This window comes from Pseudomonas sp. P1_F7 (genome assembly GCF_056405655.1).
Genome location: NZ_JBFUBR010000014.1, coordinates 161,174 through 179,182 on the forward strand (window position 1 = coordinate 161,174; position 18,009 = coordinate 179,182).

General features: G+C 60.6%; 17 protein-coding genes. 7 read left to right on the plus strand and 10 right to left on the minus strand.

Translation table 11 applies throughout. From position 1 onward, the window contains the following. Positions 1–11 precede the first annotated feature (11 nt). Positions 12–557 (minus strand): twin-arginine translocation pathway signal protein, encoded by a 546-nt coding sequence (locus AC1D1M_RS21725; protein WP_477777192.1) that lies wholly within the window; start codon positions 555–557, stop codon positions 12–14. A gap of 28 nt (positions 558–585) precedes the next feature. After that, complete coding sequence (locus AC1D1M_RS21730) at positions 586–2,016, minus strand: coniferyl aldehyde dehydrogenase (RefSeq protein WP_477777193.1); 1,431 nt, start codon at positions 2,014–2,016, stop codon at positions 586–588. Positions 2,017–2,161: 145 nt separating this feature from the next. On the opposite strand from AC1D1M_RS21730, the gene AC1D1M_RS21735 reads away from it, so the two are divergent. Then, positions 2,162–2,833 carry a TetR/AcrR family transcriptional regulator gene (locus AC1D1M_RS21735; RefSeq protein ID WP_477777194.1) on the plus strand — a complete coding sequence of 224 codons (672 nt, stop codon included), beginning with the start codon at positions 2,162–2,164 and terminating at the stop codon, positions 2,831–2,833. 34 nt (positions 2,834–2,867) lie between these two features. Then, the gene (locus AC1D1M_RS21740) at positions 2,868–3,722 is read left to right on the plus strand and encodes a sulfurtransferase (RefSeq protein WP_477777195.1); all 855 of its coding nucleotides are present in this window, start codon (positions 2,868–2,870) and stop codon (positions 3,720–3,722) included. Between the two features lie 44 nt (positions 3,723–3,766). Here AC1D1M_RS21740 and AC1D1M_RS21745 read toward each other — a convergent pair whose 3' ends face one another. The 7 genes from AC1D1M_RS21745 to AC1D1M_RS21775 form a co-directional block, all read right to left on the minus strand. Further along, positions 3,767–4,606, minus strand: a complete 840-nt coding sequence (locus tag AC1D1M_RS21745) for an AraC family ligand binding domain-containing protein (protein WP_477777196.1) — start codon at positions 4,604–4,606, stop codon at positions 3,767–3,769. Positions 4,607–4,609: 3 nt separating this feature from the next. Beyond that, positions 4,610–5,629: a hydrolase gene (locus AC1D1M_RS21750; RefSeq protein WP_477777197.1), complete on the minus strand. Its 1,020-nt coding sequence runs from the start codon at positions 5,627–5,629 to the stop codon at positions 4,610–4,612. Positions 5,630–5,702: 73 nt separating this feature from the next. After that, positions 5,703–7,148 (minus strand): M16 family metallopeptidase, encoded by a 1,446-nt coding sequence (locus AC1D1M_RS21755; RefSeq protein ID WP_477777198.1) that lies wholly within the window; start codon positions 7,146–7,148, stop codon positions 5,703–5,705. Continuing rightward, positions 7,141–8,487, minus strand: a complete 1,347-nt coding sequence (locus tag AC1D1M_RS21760) for a M16 family metallopeptidase (RefSeq protein ID WP_477777199.1) — start codon at positions 8,485–8,487, stop codon at positions 7,141–7,143. The genes AC1D1M_RS21755 and AC1D1M_RS21760 overlap by 8 nt, the downstream gene beginning before the upstream one ends. 125 nt (positions 8,488–8,612) lie before the next feature. Beyond that, positions 8,613–9,209, minus strand: a complete 597-nt coding sequence (gene rsmD, locus AC1D1M_RS21765) for a 16S rRNA (guanine(966)-N(2))-methyltransferase RsmD (protein WP_477777200.1) — start codon at positions 9,207–9,209, stop codon at positions 8,613–8,615. Then, entirely contained in the window at positions 9,209–10,699 is a 1,491-nt protein-coding gene (locus tag AC1D1M_RS21770; protein WP_477777201.1) for a M16 family metallopeptidase, read from the minus strand. The genes rsmD and AC1D1M_RS21770 overlap by 1 nt, the downstream gene beginning before the upstream one ends. Beyond that, positions 10,692–12,047 carry a M16 family metallopeptidase gene (locus tag AC1D1M_RS21775; RefSeq protein WP_477777202.1) on the minus strand — a complete coding sequence of 452 codons (1,356 nt, stop codon included), beginning with the start codon at positions 12,045–12,047 and terminating at the stop codon, positions 10,692–10,694. Before AC1D1M_RS21775 ends, AC1D1M_RS21770 begins: the two co-directional genes overlap by 8 nt. Before the next feature lie 343 nt (positions 12,048–12,390). Between AC1D1M_RS21775 and ftsY the strand changes: the two genes are divergently transcribed. The 4 genes from ftsY (at position 12,391) to rpoH (ending at position 16,543) form a co-directional block, all read left to right on the plus strand. Continuing rightward, positions 12,391–13,881, plus strand: coding sequence for a signal recognition particle-docking protein FtsY (ftsY, locus tag AC1D1M_RS21780; RefSeq protein WP_477777203.1), 1,491 nt, complete (start codon positions 12,391–12,393; stop codon positions 13,879–13,881). After that, positions 13,878–14,549 (plus strand): cell division ATP-binding protein FtsE, encoded by a 672-nt coding sequence (ftsE, locus tag AC1D1M_RS21785; protein WP_007975383.1) that lies wholly within the window; start codon positions 13,878–13,880, stop codon positions 14,547–14,549. The genes ftsY and ftsE overlap by 4 nt, the downstream gene beginning before the upstream one ends. Continuing rightward, the gene (gene ftsX, locus AC1D1M_RS21790) at positions 14,546–15,568 is read left to right on the plus strand and encodes a permease-like cell division protein FtsX (protein WP_046039223.1); all 1,023 of its coding nucleotides are present in this window, start codon (positions 14,546–14,548) and stop codon (positions 15,566–15,568) included. The genes ftsE and ftsX overlap by 4 nt, the downstream gene beginning before the upstream one ends. 120 nt (positions 15,569–15,688) lie before the next feature. Beyond that, the gene (gene rpoH / locus AC1D1M_RS21795; protein ID WP_007975386.1) at positions 15,689–16,543 is read left to right on the plus strand and encodes an RNA polymerase sigma factor RpoH; all 855 of its coding nucleotides are present in this window, start codon (positions 15,689–15,691) and stop codon (positions 16,541–16,543) included. A gap of 162 nt (positions 16,544–16,705) precedes the next feature. Here the strand turns inward: rpoH and mtgA are convergent, their stop codons facing one another. Further along, positions 16,706–17,428 carry a monofunctional biosynthetic peptidoglycan transglycosylase gene (mtgA, locus tag AC1D1M_RS21800; protein WP_477777204.1) on the minus strand — a complete coding sequence of 241 codons (723 nt, stop codon included), beginning with the start codon at positions 17,426–17,428 and terminating at the stop codon, positions 16,706–16,708. Positions 17,429–17,502: 74 nt separating this feature from the next. Between mtgA and AC1D1M_RS21805 the strand changes: the two genes are divergently transcribed. Continuing rightward, positions 17,503–17,871, plus strand: a complete 369-nt coding sequence (locus tag AC1D1M_RS21805; RefSeq protein ID WP_477777205.1) for a DUF423 domain-containing protein — start codon at positions 17,503–17,505, stop codon at positions 17,869–17,871. The last annotated feature ends 138 nt before the right edge of the window (positions 17,872–18,009 follow it).

The window sequence follows — 18,009 nt, forward strand, 5'->3', positions numbered from 1 at the left end:
TGTGCAGAGTTTTAAACGGTGGGTGGCCCGGGATACCCGCAATGCGCCCACGATTCCTTGCGGCCGTACCAGGCCATCATCACCAGTTGCAGCAAGGAACTGTGGCCCATGCGCAATAGGCTCAACGAGCTGTTTTCCCAGCGGTTCAGAAACAGCCGGATATCGTCGGCGCTGGCGTTTTCCCAGCTACCCCAGATTCCGGTCAACGGGCCATGGGTCACGGCCATGCCCAGCACATCGAACAGTTGCTGGGTCAGCTTGAGCATTTCCGGCGACAGGTGGGCGAGGTTGTAATCCAGGCTTTTCAGCGTGCCCTCGACAGCCTCGGGCATCCGTTCGGTGGTCACGGCACCCTCAAGCATGACCGGAATCAACGCCCGTAAAAACAACAGGTCGCCACTGCGTAGAGTGATGAAACCATTGGCCGGGACGCTCGACGAGCAGCCGCTGAGGCTGGCTCCGAGCCCGGCGGTGGCAAGGAAAGCTGTGGCGCCGAGGCTGAATTTAAGCAGCCCGCGCCGTGACAGCGCGGGTGTATCGGACAGGCTGGGGTTCATTATTGTTATTACCCGACGGTGATGATCGTTAGCGGATGAACAGCTTCTGGATCAGCTTCTGAATCGACTTGCCGTACGGCGGATAGATCAATTTCGCGGCATTGAACCGTTGTTTGATCAGCACGCCTTTGGCCTTGCTGAAGGTCAGGAACCCTTCATGGCCGTGGTAGTGGCCCATGCCCGAGGCACCAATGCCGCCAAACGGCATGTCGTCCTGGGCGACGTGCAGCAGTGTGTCGTTCAGGCACACGCCGCCGGAATGGGTTTCGTGCAGCACGCGCTGTTGTTCGCGCTTGTCGTAGCCGAAGTAATACAGCGCCAGTGGGCGAGGGCGCTGGTTGATGTAGGCAAATGCCTGGTCCAGATCCTTGTACGGCACGATCGGCAGCAACGGCCCGAAGATTTCGTCCTGCATCACCGTCATCTCGTCCGTGACGTTGAGCAGCAGGCTATGGCTCATGCGACGCCCCTGGCCTTGGTCGAACAGCGGCATCAGCAGCGCGCCCTTGCTGGTGGCGTCGCTGACGTAACCGTTGAGGCGCGCCAGTTGTCGCTCATTGATGATCGCGGTGTAGTCCGGGTTGTCGGCCAGCGTCGGATAAAACCCACGGACGGCTGTGCGATAGGCTTCGACGAAACCTCCGACGCGATCCTCCGGCACTAGCACATAGTCCGGTGCCACGCAGGTCTGGCCGGCATTCAGGGTCTTGCCGAAGGCGATGCGCTCGGCGGCGTCCTTGAGCGGCACATCCCGGGAAACGATGGCTGGGGACTTGCCGCCCAGTTCCAGGGTCACCGGTGTCAGGTTTTCCGCGGCGGCGCGCATCACGTGTTTGCCGATGCTGGTGGCGCCGGTGAACAGCAGGTGATCGAACGGCAGGCGTGAAAACGCCACGCCCATATCCGCCTCGCCCAGAACCACGCAAACCAGGTCTTCGGGGAAGATTCGCGCCAGCAGTTGCTTCATCAGCAGGCCGGTCGCAGGGGTCGACTCACTGAGCTTGAGCATCACCCGATTGCCCGCCGACAGTGCGCCGACCAACGGTCCGATGGCCAGGTACAACGGGTAGTTCCACGGCACGATGACCCCGACCACGCCCAGCGGTTGGTAAACCACTTTCGCCGAAGCCGGTTGGAAGGCTGCGCCCACCTTGCGTCGCGAGGCTCGCATCCAGCCCTTTAGATGTTTGCTGGCGTAATGGATGCCGTGCAGGCTGGGCATCAACTCCGCGAGCAGGGTTTCATCGGCGCTGCGATTGCTGAAGTCCTGGCTGATCGCATCGATCAGGGCTTGGCGTTCATTGTTCAACAAATCCTTTAGCGCCTTGAGCCATTGCTGGCGCTGCGCGGCCGGTGGCATCGGGTTGGCGGCGTAGGCGGCACGCTGGGAGTCGAACAGGACCTGAAGCTCTTCCAGCGGCTGCTGTAGGTTCTGCAGGTAGGAAATTTCAGCAGTCATGGTCGGCTCCGGATTTATTGTAATGAGGCTCTTTTTAGAGTCTATACTCTAAAAAGTCAAATAACATCCTGGGACAGCTTTGTTTTATCCGCTCGCGGATAGATCTAAGATGCCCGTCAACGCACTCTGAATTAAAGCTCAAGCCATGGCCCCACGGATCAAAACCAGCGAGCGCATCGTGCAGAACAGCCTGGAGCTGTTCAACCAGCAGGGCGAGCGCAGCATCAGCACCAATCACATTGCTGCCCACATGGAAATTTCCCCGGGCAACCTGTACTACCACTTCCCGAACAAGCAGGCGATCATCGCCGTGCTGTTCAGCGAGTACGAAAGCCTGGTGGACAGCTTCCTGCGCCCGCCCCAGGGCCGTGCCGCCACGGTGGAAGACAAACGCTTCTACCTCAAGGAGCTGCTGTCGGCGATGTGGCGCTACCGCTTCCTGCATCGCGATCTCGAACATTTGCTCGACAGCGACCCGGACCTGGCCGACCGCTATCGACGCTTCTCCCAGCGCTGCCTGATCCAGGGTTCGGCGATCTACGAAGGTTTCGTCGCCGCCGGAATCCTGAAGATGGACAAGGTGCAGATCGAGTCCCTGACGCTCAATGCCTGGATCATCCTCACGTCCTGGGTACGTTTCCTGTGCACCACGCGGGAGAACTCCAGCCACTTGAGCGAGCAGGCCATTAAACGCGGGGTGTATCAGGTTTTGGTGCTGGAAGCCGGGTTCGTCACGGACCAGTCCCGTGATGCGGTCAACACCTTGTTCGAAGAGTTTTACGTGCCTCTGGCCCAGGCGCTTGAGGAAGTGTCGTAGGATCGAAATCTGATAAAAATCACAGGAGCCTGCTATGCCCATTGCGCAACTGATCAGCCCGCAAGCACTGGACCTGAAAAAGGACCTGCCGGGGCTGGTGATTCTGGATTGTCGTTTTGCCCTCGAAGACCCGGATTACGGTCAGCGCAGCTATGCCGAAGGGCACATCGCCGGTTCGAGCTATGCCGACCTTGAGCGTGATCTGAGTGGCGCCGTGGTCAAGGGCGTGACCGGGCGTCATCCGTTACCCGAGCCGGCGCAACTGATCGAGCGCCTGCAAGCCTTTGGCATCAACGCCGATAGCGAAGTGGTTCTGTATGACGACGGTCCGGGCGCCTATGCGGCGCGGGCCTGGTGGTTGCTGGCGTGGTTGGGCAAGCGCGACGGTGTGTTCATCCTCGATGGCGGGCTCAAGGCCTGGCACGCGGCCGGTTTGCCGCTGAGTCTGGATGCGCCGGCGATCATCCGTGGTTCCTTCACCGGCAGTCCTGACACGGCGTTGCTGATCAGTGCCGAGCAGCTGCAAAAGCGCCTTGCCCGGCCGGAACTGACCCTGCTCGATGCCCGCGCACTGCCGCGTTTCAAGGGTGAAGTGGAGCCGATCGATCCGGTGGCCGGACACATTCCCGGTGCCCAGTGCGCGGCGTTTACCGACAACCTGGGCAGCGACGGGCGCTTTCTGCCGGCCGATCAGCTCAAGCAGCGTTTTGCCGCAAAACTGGGCGATCGTTCGCCGAATGATCTGGTGGCGTACTGTGGTTCCGGCGTGACGGCGTGCCACAACCTGTTTGCGTTGTGTCTGGCCGGTTATCCGTTGGGCTCGCTGTATGCCGGGTCGTGGAGCGAGTGGATCAACGAGCCTGCGCGGGGCGTTGCCACTGGCGAATGAGCGCCACGAAACCTTGGGGGATGGATGGTGTTTTTGAGACCTCGTTAAACCTCAAGTCCCCGTTTTGCGCTGCGATACGCCCCCGGTCCAACCCCATACACCTGCTTGAACTGCCGGCTCAGATGGCTCTGGTCGGCAAACCCCAGTTGCATTGCGACTTCCAGCGGCAAACAACCACTTTGCAGCAAGGCCCGCGCCCGGGCGATGCGTTGTTGCATCAGCCAGGTGTGTGGCGGCATACCGGTGGCCCGGCGGAACACCCGGGCGAAATGGAATGGCGAGAGCTTGACCGCCGCCGCCAGCGCCTCCAGGGAGGGCGGCGCTGCCAGTTGCGCCTGCAGCAATTCCTTGGCCAGGCTCACGGCCCGGTGTTCCTTGCCGGGTTTTCCGGCATCGGGCACCGCCGCATGACGCTGCAACAGCGACAGCACCAGTTCGCGCCAGACCGTTTGTTGCTGCAATGCGGTGGTGGGGCTTTCCAGCAGGCGGTGGAGCTGGCAGAAACCGTTCACCAGATCCTGATCGCGATACAGCGTGGCACCGAAGGCCGGCAAGTGGCGGGTCGGCAGTTCGAGTTCAGCCAGCAGCGAGGTTATCTGCCCGCTGTCCGGATAAAACGCCCGGTAAAGCCAGCCATCCTCGGTGCCTTTGTGGCCTGTGTGCAGTTCATCGGGGTTGATCAGCACCAGTGTGCCGCTGCCCGCCAGGTGCTCGGCGCCGCGATAGCGATAGCGCTGGGCGCCGGCCATGATCATGCCGATCACATAGCCGTCATGCACGTGGGGGGCGAATCGATGATCGATGTAGCGGGCGGACAATAACTCGACCCCGGCCAGTGGCGGGGTTTGCCAGAAGTGGATTGACTCGCCTTGGTCAGCGTCCATGATTCAAGTGCGTCCTATGGCGGCCAGCCACTCGGGGATGCGCCGTTCAAGGTAGTAACCCGGTTGCTTGAGCGTGCCGTCGACGAAGCCGACATGCCCGCCCCTGGCCTGCAATTCGAATTGCGTACAGGCGGACAACTCATCGGTGTGCGGCAGGCTGTGGGGAAATACGAAGGGGTCGTCAGCCGCCTGAATCATCAAGGTCGGCGTACGAATCTCGCCGAGGAAATAGCGGCTTGAGGCGCGACGATAGTAATCCTCGGCATCGACAAAGCCGTTCAGCGGTGCGGTAACCCGGCCATCGAAGTCCCAGAACGTGCGCATGTTTTCCAGCGAGCCAAGCGCGGCCAATGCGGCCAGGCCATCCTCGCGTCCGTCATGCTGGAACTGCCGCTGCTTGTTCTTGATGTAGGCGAGCATCTCGCGCATGAAATGCGCCTGATAGACCTTTGAGAAACCCTGGTCGATGCGGTCGGCACACTGGTCCAGGCGGAACGGCACCGACACCGCCACGGCACCTATCACGCCGCTGTCGCTGCCGGTCTCGCCCAAATGCTTGAGCAGGATATTACCGCCTAACGAGTAGCCGACAGCATACAGCGGAGCGAGAGGTCGTTTGGCCCGCAAGTGCCTGATGGTTTCGGCCAGGTCCTCGCTGGCGCCGGAATGGTAGCTGCGCGGCAACAGGTTGGGTTCGCCCGAACAGCCGCGCCAGTTCAGCGCGACGCTGACCCAGCCCCGGTCACCCAACGCTTTTTGCATTCCCGCCACATAAGGCGAATTCGATGACCCGGTGAGCCCGTGCAACACCAGTACCAACGGTGCGTCGGCGCTGTGCGGGCCGTGCCAGTCGAGGTCGAGAAAATCGCCGTCTTCAAGCCACAGGCGTTCGCGTTCGCGGCGGATGTGTACGGTTTTACGCCACAGTGGCCCCCACAAGGTTTGCAAGTGCGGGTTACCGAGGCCGAAGGCGGGGGTAAAGGACTGCGGTGGGGCCAGTGCGGGGTACGGTTGCACAGTCATTCTCGGTGGAAGTGTTCATGAATCTGCCCGAAGACGCGGCGGGGCGCCGCCGTGACCGCGTCATCATGGCTGTCTAACTTGCCACAATCTCGCCAGGTGCGCGACACATGGCATTGGTTGCGCTTTCGCTCGGAGCTGGCAGCGGTTGTTGTTCTGTCTTCGGTCCCAGGATGACAACGCGCCATTGCTCGGGGTGATAATGCTGGTTGAGCGCGGTTTTGATTGATACGAGGTTCAGCTTCAAGGCGGCTTGCGTGGCAAAGTCGAGGTCCAGCGGCAGATTGTGGGCGCTGATAGTCTGCAACTGTCTCAGAATCTGCACATTGGTAGCGCTGTTCAACGGCGCGCTACCGGTCATTTCTAGTTGGATGTCTTCGAGTTCCTGTTGGGTCGGCCCTTGGGTGAGGAAGTCGCTGAACATCGTCTTGATATGGGCCAGCACGGCATCGGCCTGCTCTGGTCGGGTCTGCAATTCAATGGTCAGCAACCCTTGTGCCTGCAGGGCTGAAAGGTCGGCTTTTACGTGGTAGGTCAGGCCTCGGCGTTCACGGAGTTCATTGGTCAGTCGGTTGGTGAAAACCAGCATGGCCATCTGCAGCGCGACGTAGTCCGGGCTGCTTCGCAGGGCACTTGGCTGGGCAAGGCGCAGGTAAGCCTGGGTTGATGGTCGCTCAACGCGCAGCAGGTTCGGGGCCGTTGGACTTGTCACTGGCTGGATCGCGGTAGTGGCCGGGCCCAGGGGCAAGGCCGCGGATATCTGCGCACCGATGCTCTGGGCTTCTTCCTCGGTGAGGTCACCGACCAGTGTGATCTGGGCGTTGCCCGCGGCATAAGCCTCGCGATGAAAGTCTTGCACCTGGGTGCGGGTGATGGAGGCAAGTCCGGCCCTGGTTCCGTAGAGGGACTGAGCATAACCGTGGTCGGGAAACAGTTGGCCGAGGTTCGTTAGTCGGGCTTGAACGGTATGGGATTGATCTTCAAGGTCCAGAAAGTACTGCAATTGGGATTTCACCGCAGGCAGGGACTCTTGCGGCAACAGCGGTTTGCCGAGTATTTGGGCAAACAGCTCCAGGGCTGGAGTACGCCGTGATTCGTCACTCAGGCTACGCAGGGAAAACCAGGTCTGGTCCTGGCTGATGCCCATATCCATCCTTGCACCCAGATTATCGAACGTCGCCTGTATGGCATTGACGTCCTTGCCGGCCACTCCCTCATTCAAAAGGCTAAAGGTGACCGCGGCCAAGCCGGGTTGATGCGGGGTGTGGGCGCTGCCGGCGGCAAAGCTCACAAGGGCATCGAACATCGGCAGGCCAGGGGTGCGGATGAACAGAATCTTCGTTCCGCTGAGGGTTTTGTAACCCTTGATCGGCAGTGTGCGGTGGGTCGCCGGAGTCTGTGGATCATTGAGTGATTGCAGCACTGGTTTCTGGGGCGCAGTGGTTGCAGCGGCAGGGGCCTGTGCACTCAACAGCATGCCGGCCAGGATCAATCCATTGATGAGACCTTTGAGCTTATCCATTGTTTTTCTCCGGCAGGATTTTCGCGGTACTCAGGCGCTCACGCGTAAGGTAAGTCTTTGCGACCTGTTGAATATCCAGGGGAGTGACCTTGTTCAGCTCATCCGTATCCTGATCGGCCAGCCGCCAGTCGAGGCCGATGGTTTCCAGTAGGCCCAAGGTGTTGGCCTGCCCTTCCAGATCATCCTGCGCATAAACCGTGTTCGCGATCACAAGGTTTTTCGCGCGCTCCAGTTCTGCCGGTTCCGGTGCCTTGCTCTTCAGTGATTCGATCACTTGCCACAGACGGGCGAGGGCTTCGTCAGCGTCATTGAGTTTGTCCGGGTTGAGCTGGGTGCTGATGGTCAGCAACGAATCGCCGCGATTAAAGGCGTCGTACTCTGAGTGGGCCTCAGTGAACATCGCCTCGCTCAGTTGCAGTTGCTGTTTGATCCGCGCGCTACTGGATCCGGCCAGTAACATGTTAAGCAGGCGCAGGGCATGAGCGGTCCGACGATCCAGTGCCGTGGCCAGGCTGGGCGCGTTGAAGCTCATGATCAAACGCGGGGATGCTACCGGTGCATGTAGGGTCAGTGACCGTTCACCGGCAGAAGCCAGCTCGACGGGTGCAGGCGCCACGGGTGTCGCACGTCGCTCAAGGTGGTCGAAGTGCTGCTGTGCCAGGGCCTTGATCTGCTCGGGTGCAACATCGCCAACGACCACCAGCGTCGCATTGCTTGGCGAATACCAGGCCTGATACCACTGCCGCAATTGCACGGCGTTCATTCGTTGCAAGTCGTGCATCCAGCCAATCGTCGGGGTGCGGTAGCCGCTGGCCGGGTGGGCGATGCTGTTCAGTCGTTCGTGAGCAGACACGGTGATCTCATCATCAACGCGCATCCGACGCTCCTCCTGAATGACCTTGAGCTCCGGTTTGAAGTCCTGTGCATTCAGCTCGGCCGTACTCATCAGATCGGCCAGGATTTCGAACGCGACGCCCGTGCGGCCGGAAGGCAGTGTCTGGTAAAAGACCGTGAAGTCAGTGCCGGTAAATGCGTTTTGGCTGGCGCCCAGTTTTTCCAGTATCGCCGCGAACTCGCCGGCGCAGGCCTTGCTGCTGCCTTTGTAGACCATGTGTTCGAGGGCGTGGGACAGGCCCGACTGGCCGGGCGGTTCGTAGCTTGAGCCGACCTTGATCCAGAGTTGGGCGGTGACAATGGGGGAACGATGGTCCTCGCGCACGACTACCTTGAGGCCATTATCCAGTACGAAGTCTTGTGTCGCAGGGGGTGTCGCCGCGCTAACCATGAGCGGCAGCCAGGCAAAAAAGGGCAGCACAAACGTGCTGCGGGAGATGTTCATCCGTGTTCATCCTCAGTGGTTTGCAGGTAATTGCGCAAACCACTGTGGATGATCCGTAAGGATGTCAGGCGGTAACTATGTAGTGCACCTGACAACCGGATTGAGGCAGTCGTCTCGCCGAAATATCAGGCGCCACGCTGCCACAACGAGTAATACACTCGCCCGGATTTCTGCTCCCGGTGCAGGCGCCAGTTCTGCGGCAGGCCCAAGGTCGACGGCGCGGATTCGCTTTCGGTGTACACCCAGGCATCTTCGGCCAGCCATTGGCGCTCTTCGAGCAACTTGCAAACGGCAGGCAAGAGATTCTGGTTGAACGGCGGGTCGAGGAACACCAGGTCGTAGGTCGTCGCGGTCTGGGTTTCCAGGTAGCGCAGGGCATCGGCGGTCTGGACCTGGCCGTTGGTGCAGCGCAATGTGCCCAGGTGTTCTTTCAGGCTGGACACCGCGATGCTGCTGGCATCCAGCGCCTGGCCCATGGCCGCGCCACGGGACAGGGCTTCGAGGAACAGCGCGCCGCTGCCGGTGAACGGGTCGAGCACCTTGGCGCCCGGCACGTAAGGCGCGAGCCAGTTGAACAGGGTTTCACGCACGCGGTCCGGCGTCGGGCGCAAGCCCGGGGCGTCGGGGAAGCTCAGCTTCCGGCTGCGCCATTCGCCGCCGATGATGCGCAGCTGGTTCACACCGTTGTGGACGTTTTTGGCGGGTTTTTTAGGATGGGCCATTAATGCTCCGGAACCCCGAGCGGCTGCTCGGAAGGTTTATCAGTAGGGGCCGGTAACGGCTTTTGCGGTACGGTCGGGCCAGCGCTGACGATGACCATTTTGTCCGTGCTCAGGTGTTTGTTCATGGCGGCTTTGACCTGCTCGACGGTCAAGGCCTGGGACTGTTGCATGAAGTCTTCCAGGTGACTCAACGGCAAGTTGTAGAAACCGATGGCGCCCAGTTGGCCGACGATATCGGCGTTACTTGCGGTGGACAGCGGGAAACTGCCGGCCAGTTCGCGCTTGGCGTCGTCGAGCTCTTTTTCGGTCGGGCCGGTTTTAAGGTAGTCGGCCAGCACATCCTGCACCAGTTTCAGGGTGCCCTCGCTCATCTCGGCGCGGGTTTGCAGGTTGATCATGAACGGACCACGCGCTTGCATCGGGGTGAAGCCCGAATACACGCCGTAAGTCAGGCCACGCTTCTCGCGCACTTCGCTCATCAACCGGGTGCCAAAGCCGCCGCCACCGAGAATCTGATTACCCATGGATAACGCTGCGTAATCCGGGTCGTCGCGGTCGATGCCCAATTGCGCGAGCATCAGGTTGGTCTGCTTGGACGGGAACTCGATATGGCCGACGCTGGCCTTGGGCTCGCCCGGTTGCGCAATTTTCGGCAAGGCCGGGCCTTTGGGCAGGGCACTGGAAACCTGGGCGGCAATCGCCTCGGCTTCCGCGCGGGACAGGTCACCGACCAGCGCGATCACCACGTTACCGGCTGCGTAGGCTTTCGCGTGGAAAGCACGCAGTTGGGCCACGGTGATCGCCGGGACGGTTTTCGCCGTACCGTCGCTGGCATGCGCATACGGGTGATCACCGTACAAGCGGTCCATCAGTTCCAGGCTCGCCAGTTTGCCGGGGTTCTGCTTCTGGTATTCGAAACCGGCGAGCATCTGGTTCTTGATGCGAGCGAGCGAGTCGGCAGGGAAGGTTGGCTTGCCGATGACTTCGGCGAACAGCTTCAGGGCCGGCTCGCGCTTGTCCTTGGCGCTCAGGCTGCGCAGCGAAGCGATGGCCATGTCTTTGTAGGCACCATTGCCAAAGTCGGCACCCAGGCCTTCGAAGCCTTGGGCAATGGCACCGACGTCTTTGCCAGCCACGCCTTCGTTGAGCATGGCGTTGGTCAACACCGCCACGCCCGGTGCATCGCCGTCCTGGCTGCTGCCGGCGGCGAAGATCAGGCGCATGTCGAACATCGGTAACTCGCGGGCTTCGACGAACAGCACTTTCGCACCTTCGGCAGTGCTCCAGGTTTGTACGTCCAGCTTGCGGTGGTCCGGCGCCTTGCCGTTGAGTTCGGTCAGCGATTGCAGTTTCTGGCTGGCCTTGGCCTTGTCCAGGGCTTCACTGGCATTGGTTTCGCCAGGGCGCGACAAATAGAATGCGGCGGAACCGATAACGGCGACGGCGACCAGGCCGATCAGGGCCAGGCGGGAGGGTTTACGCTCACTCATGAGTCGTCTCCAGAGGCAGTACATGGGCGACGCTGAGACGTTCGCGGGTGAAATACAGCTTGGCGGCTTTCTGGATATCTTCCGGCGTGACGCTTTCCAGATCGGACAGTTCGGTGTCCATCAGTTTCCACGACAGGCCGACGGTTTCCAGTTGACCGATGGCCGTGGCCTGACTGGTGATCGAGTCGCGCTCGAAGACCAGGCCGGCGATGACTTGTGCGCGTACGCGTTCCAGCTCTTCGGCGGTAGGCGCCGTGGTTTTCAGCTGGTCGAGCAGCTTCCACAAACCGGCTTGCGCCTGGGCGATGGTCTTGTGTTTCTGCGAGTTTGGCGATGCCGACAGGGTAAAGAGGCTGTCGCCACGGGTGTAGGCGTCGTAACTCGACGAGCCGCCGGACACCAGTTCTTCTCCGCGCTCCAGTTGCGTCGGGATGCGTCCGCTGTAGCCGCCATCGAGCAGTGCCGAGATCAGGCGCAGGGCATTGACCAGGCGCTTGTCTTCGGCGGTGGCAATGCTAGGCACGTTGAAGGCCAGCATCAGGCTAGGCAGTTGGGTCTGCACGTGCAGAGTGATCTGGCGCTCGCCCGGTTCGGTCAGTTCCAGCGGCTTTTTCGCGGCGGGCACTTCACGCTTGGCGATCGGGCCGAAATAGCGTTGGGCCAGGGTTTTGACTTCGTCCGGGGTGACATCGCCAACCACCACCAGCGTGGCGTTGTTGGGTACGTACCAGGTTTCGTACCAGTGGCGCAGCTCTTCGACTTTCATCCGCTCAAGGTCGGCCATCCAGCCGATGGTCGGCGTGTGATAGCCGCTGGCCGGGTAGGCCATGGCCTTGAAGCGCTCGTAGGCCTTGGCCATCGGCTTGTCGTCGGTGCGCAGGCGGCGCTCTTCCTTGATGACTTCGATTTCCTTGGCGAACTCATCGGGTGGCAGGCGCAGGCTGGCCATGCGGTCGGCTTCCAGCTCGAAGGCCACGCCCAGGCGGTCGCGGGCCAGCACCTGGTAGTACGCGGTGAAATCATCGCTGGTGAATGCGTTCTCTTCGGCACCGAGGTCGCGCAGGATCAGCGAGGCTTCGCCGGGGCCGACTTTCTCGCTGCCCTTGAACATCATGTGTTCCAGGGCGTGGGACAGGCCGGTATTACCCGGTGTCTCGTAGCTGGAGCCGACCTTGTACCAGACCTGGGAAACCACCACGGGCGCACGGTGGTCTTCGCGCACGACCACCTTCAAGCCATTGTCGAGAGTGAATTCGTGGGTGGGTTGCGGGTCGGCAGCCAGGGCCGAAAGGGGCAGGCAAACTGTGCTGAGCAGCAGGCCAGCGGCGCGGCGGGCAAGAGCATTCATTCGTTTTCAAACCTTTGGGGCTGCCCGCTTGTTCTTAGCGTCAGCGGGCGAGAGGGTGCTAGGATACTGATCCGTTTTACTGGCGGCCACGCCTATCAGGCCTTTGATTGGCCTGCGGGTTGTATGGGTTACCGGCAGAAACTTTGAGTTTGTCAGCTAAACTCTGCGTTTTCGCCGACGATGCCGTTCCAGTCCTTCGTATTAGTCGACCTTTGAGGCGCCGTTGGCACCTCGACAAAATGTTGCGCGTGAACAAGCTGGGTCAATCGCAGTCTGTTCTGCATCGATTATTTATTTGCCGGGGCGCCATTGGCGCGTCGCTACCGTGAGATAGCCGTCCTCCATGTTTGGTTCCAACGACGACAAGAAGACCCCAGCTGCGGCTGGCGAGAAAAAAAGCCTGTTCGGATGGCTGCGCAAAAAGCCGCAGGAACCCGTCGTCGAACAGCCACAGCCCGCTCCCGAACCAGCGCCAGCGCCGGCCCCGGTAATAGAAGAAGCGCCCGTGCCGGTTGTTCTGCCGTTTGCCGAGTCGGTGCTGCGACCGCAGGCCGAAACTGTCGCCGAACCTGTAAACGAAATCATCGAACAGCCGCTGACCAACGCTGCCGAGCCATGGCTGACCTTGCCCGTGGCGGAAGAACCGGTGGCATTGGTCGAAAATGACCTGGCCCCCCACGTGACCCCGCCGATTCCGGCTCCGACTGCTTTTGCGCCTGCACCGATTGAAGCGCCTGTGTTCGAACCGGTTGTTGCATCAGTCGTTATGGCTGAGCCCGAGCCGGTTGTAATCGAGCCGGTAGCGCCGATTGCTCCGGTTGTCCAAGCGCCTGCGCCTGTAGTTGCACCGGTCATCGCTCCCGTCGAAACCCCGGTGGAGCCGGTACGCACCGAAGAAACCAAAGCCGGTTTCTTCGCCCGCCTCAAGCAGGGCTTGTCCAAGACCAGCGCCAGTATCGGCGAAGGCATGGCCAGCCTGTTTCTGGGCAAAAAGGCCATCGATGATGAACTGCTCGAAGACCTCGAAACCCGTTTACTGACTGCCGACGTTGGTGTCGAAGCCACGTCGGTGATCATTCAGCGTCTGACGCAGAAGGTCGCGCGCAAAGAACTGGCCGACTCCGATGCCCTGTACAAATCCCTGCAGGCCGAACTGGCGGCCATGCTCAAGCCTGTCGAGCAGCCGCTGAAAATCACCTCGCAAAACAAGCCGTTCGTGATTCTGGTCGTCGGCGTCAACGGTGCCGGCAAGACCACCACCATCGGCAAGCTGGCGAAGAAACTGCAACTGGAAGGCAAGAAAGTCATGCTCGCTGCCGGCGACACCTTCCGCGCCGCGGCGGTGGAGCAATTGCAGGTCTGGGGTGAACGCAACAAGATCCCGGTCATCGCGCAGCACACTGGCGCCGACTCGGCTTCGGTGATCTTCGACGCCGTGCAGGCCGCCAAGGCCCGTGGCATCGATGTATTGATCGCCGACACCGCCGGCCGCCTGCACACCAAAGACAACCTGATGGAAGAGCTGAAAAAAGTTCGCCGGGTGATCGGCAAGCTCGACGCCGACGCTCCTCACGAAGTGCTGTTGGTGCTTGACGCCGGCACCGGCCAGAACGCCATCAACCAGGCCAAGCAATTCAACCAGACCGTCGAACTGACTGGCCTGGCACTGACCAAGCTCGACGGCACCGCCAAGGGCGGGGTGATTTTCGCCCTGGCCAAGCAATTCGGCCTGCCGATCCGCTACATTGGCGTCGGTGAAGGCATCGACGATTTGCGTACCTTTGAAGCAGAACCCTTTGTCCAGGCACTGTTTGCCGAGCGGGAGCGTTCATGATTCGTTTCGAACAGGTCGGTAAGCGCTACCCGAACGGTCACGTCGGCTTGCATGAGCTGAGCTTTCGAGTCCGTCGTGGCGAGTTCTTGTTTGTCACCGGTCATTCCGGTGCCGGTAAATCCACATTGTTGCGCCTGTTGCTGGCGATGGAGCGCCCGACCAGCGGCAAGCTGCTGCTCGCCGGGCAAGACCTGAGCACCATCAGCAACGCGCAGATTCCTTTCTTGCGTCGGCAGATCGGCGTGGTATTCCAGAATCACCAGTTGCTGTTCGATCGCACGGTGTTCAATAACGTCGCGTTGCCTTTGCAGATCCTGGGGCTGTCCAAGGCCGAGATCGCCAAGCGCGTGGACTCGGCACTGGAACGCGTGGCGCTGTCGGATAAAACCGACTTGTACCCGGGTGACCTGTCCACCGGTCAGCAGCAGCGCGTCGGTATCGCCCGCGCCATCGTTCACCGTCCGGCCTTGCTGCTGGCGGACGAACCGACCGGTAACCTCGACCCGCGTCTGGCCGCCGAGATCATGGGTGTGTTCGAAGACATCAATCGCCTGGGTACCAGCGTGCTGATCGCCAGTCACGACCTGGCCCTGATCGCGCGCATGCGCCATCGCATGCTGACGCTGCAGCGCGGTCGATTGATCGGTGACGGGGAGGCCGCGGTATGAGTGCAACACGTAGCCCCAAGGTTTCCGAGCGTGTGGCCCCGAAGGCCGCCGATCCGCAGCCGCAAAAGAAAAAACGCGATGATGACGACGGTCCGGACTTTGCCACGTTGTTCCGCGCCTGGATCGAAAGCCATCGCGCCAGTCTGGTGGACAGCCTGCGCCGCCTGGGCAAGCAGCCCATCGGCAGTTTTTTCACCTGCATGGTGATGGCGGTAGCCCTGAGTTTGCCCATGGGGCTGTCACTTTTGCTAAGTAACGTCGAGCGCCTCGGCGGTTCCTGGCAGCGCGCGGCGCAAATTTCCCTGTATCTGGACCTTGAGGCCAAACCGGCCGAAGGCGAATCGCTGCGCGATCAGATCAAGGGCATGCCTGGCGTCGCCGATGCCGAATATGTTGGCCGGGATCAAGCGCTGGAAGAGTTCCAGCAACAGTCCGGGCTGGGCGAGGCGCTCAAGGAATTGCCAGAGAACCCGCTGCCGGGCGTGGTCCTGGTGACGCCGGCCGAAGTCGACAAGCCGGCCCTTGAAGCATTAAGACAAAAACTATCCGAGCTGCCGAAGGTACAACAGGCGCAACTTGATTTAGTCTGGGTCGAGCGTCTGGCAGCCATCCTCAAGCTGGGCGACCGTTTTGTCTTCGGTCTGACCGTGCTTCTGGTTTCTGCATTACTTTTGGTGATAGGCAATACCATTCGTCTTCATATTGAAAACCGCCGCACAGAGATAGAAGTGATTAAACTGGTCGGCGGCACTGACAGCTATGTACGCAGGCCCTTTCTGTATATGGGCGCGCTGTATGGCTTCGGTGCGGGGATTTTGTCCTGGGGTGTACTGGCGTTCGGCCTTGATTGGCTGAACGACGCGGTGGTGGGGCTGGCCGGTTTGTACGGCAGTGATTTTGCGCTGGCTGGAGTGCCAGTTGCCGACGGTCTGTCTCTCTTGCTTGGCGCGGTGCTGTTGGGGTATATCGGTGCATGGATTGCAGTCGCACGCCACCTGAGGGAGCTTGCGCCTAAGTAGTATCATTTTGCTCGTATTGACCTTTCAGCGTTTTTGGGTTTTTGGGAACTTGTCTTTCGGTTTCCGGTCAATTTTCGCAGTGCTGAACTGCACGAGTTTGTAAGTCGGAGGTTTTTTCGTATGACCAATTCTTTGCAGCCTGCATATGCTCTGGTCCCGGGTGCGAACCTGGAGGCCTATGTGCACACCGTCAACAGCATTCCATTGCTGTCGCCGGAGCAGGAGCGTGAACTGGCCGAGAGTCTCTATTATGAGCAGGATTTGGGGGCGGCTCGGCAGATGGTGCTCGCCCACCTGCGTTTTGTCGTACATATCGCCCGTAGCTATTCCGGCTATGGGCTGGCTCAGGCTGACCTGATCCAGGAAGGCAACGTCGGCCTGATGAAGGCCGTGAAGCGCTTCAACCCGGAAATGGGTGTGCGCCTGGTGTCCTTTGCCGTGCACTGGATCAAGGCGGAAATTCACGAGTTCATCCTGCGCAACTGGCGCATCGTGAAAGTCGCGACCACCAAGGCCCAGCGCAAGTTGTTCTTCAACCTGCGCAGCCAGAAGAAACGCCTGGCCTGGCTGAACAACGAGGAAGTCCATCGCGTAGCGGAAAGCCTGGGTGTAGAGCCTCGGGAAGTGCGCGAGATGGAAAGTCGCCTGACTGGCCATGACATGGCCTTCGACCCGGCTGCCGAAGCGGACGACGACAGTGCTTTCCAGTCGCCGGCAAACTATCTGGAAGACCACCGGTACGACCCGGCCCGTCAACTGGAAGATGCCGACTGGAGCGACAACTCCAACCACAACCTGCACGAAGCGCTGGAAGTGCTGGACGACCGCAGCCGTGACATCCTCTACCAGCGCTGGCTGGCGGAAGAAAAAGCCACGCTGCATGACCTGGCGCAGAAGTACAACGTGTCGGCCGAGCGTATTCGCCAGCTCGAGAAGAGCGCGATGAACAAGCTCAAGTTGTCGATCGCCGCGTAACCGGCGAGCAGGCAATAAAAAACGCCCCGATCATTGATCCTGTGGGAGCGAGCTTGCTCGCGATGAGGTCCGAACATTCAATATAAAAGTTGAATGTCAGGCCGTCATCGTAGGCAAGCCCGCTCCCACAGTGGTTTTCAGGGTCTGAAAAATCGGGATCAGTTATTGAGCCCAAGGCGCCCGGCGCGAATCGTTCAGTCCGACCAGATAGCTGTCGCCACCCAGTTGGCTCATCTGTCGCCGAATCCAGCCCGCCCGGCGCGAAACGTAGGAAGTCGGATGGCTGGCGCTCCAGACTCGGGGGTTAGGCAGCACGGCGGCCAACAGGCTCGATTGCTGGCGGCTGAGGCCTTTAGCGCTCACCCCAAAGTGGTGTCGGGCCGCCGCTTCGGCGCCAAACACGCCGTCATCCCACTCGACGCTGTTGAGGTACACCTCAAGAATCCGCTGCTTGGGCCAGAACATTTCGATCAGTCCGGTGAACCAGGCTTCCAGGCCTTTGCGCAGCCAGCTGCGGCCAGACCACAGGAACAGATTTTTCGAGACTTGCTGGCTCAGGGTGCTGGCGCCGCGGATCGAACCGCCGCGCTCGTTATGGGCAAACGCCGCCTGAATCGCGCCGATATCGAAGCCCCAGTGCTCGGAGAACTTCTGGTCTTCCCCGGCAATCACTGCAACTTTCAGGTCATCGGAGATCTCGTCCCAGGGTTTCCAGGTCCGTTGCAGGTCAATGGGTTCGCCATCGAACCAGGATTCGATCTTGCGCTCGACCATCAGCGTCGTCCCCGGTGGCGGCACCACGCGAAAGATCAGCACCAGCAATACGCTGCCAGCCATGAACCAGAGCACGGCCTTGGTGAAACGACGGAAATAGATACGCAGCATAGAGATGGCTTGGCCGAACCCGTGGAGCGGGCCATTATACAGACCCTGTTGATCGAGTCTGACTGGAGTTCTGCATGCTGCGTGGCTTTCTGATGCTGGCCGCTTTTTTCGGCTTCACCGGTGTCGGCCTCGGCGCTTTTGCCGCCCATGGCCTGAAAAACCGCCTGAGTGCCGAGTACATGGCGATTTTTCACACGGGCGTCACCTATCAACTGGTGCATACCCTGGCGTTGCTCGGTGTCGCAGTGCTGGCCACGCAAATTCCCGGCCGCCTGATCACCTGGGCCGGCGCATCGTTTGCCATTGGTATCCTGCTGTTCTCCGGCAGCCTGTACGTCTTGACGCTGACCGGCATCAGCAAGCTCGGCATCATCACCCCGTTCGGTGGCCTGGCCTTCCTGGTGGGCTGGTTTTGCCTCGGACTTGCCGCCTGGCGCCTGTAGGAGCGAGCTCGCTCGCGAAAAACGTCGGAACAACGCGTTTCATCAGGAAACTCGCGTTATCGTTGACGTCCATCGCGAGCAAGCTCGCTCCTACAAGGTCCATAGCGACGAATGGCTTGGGTCGACCTGACTGATCGG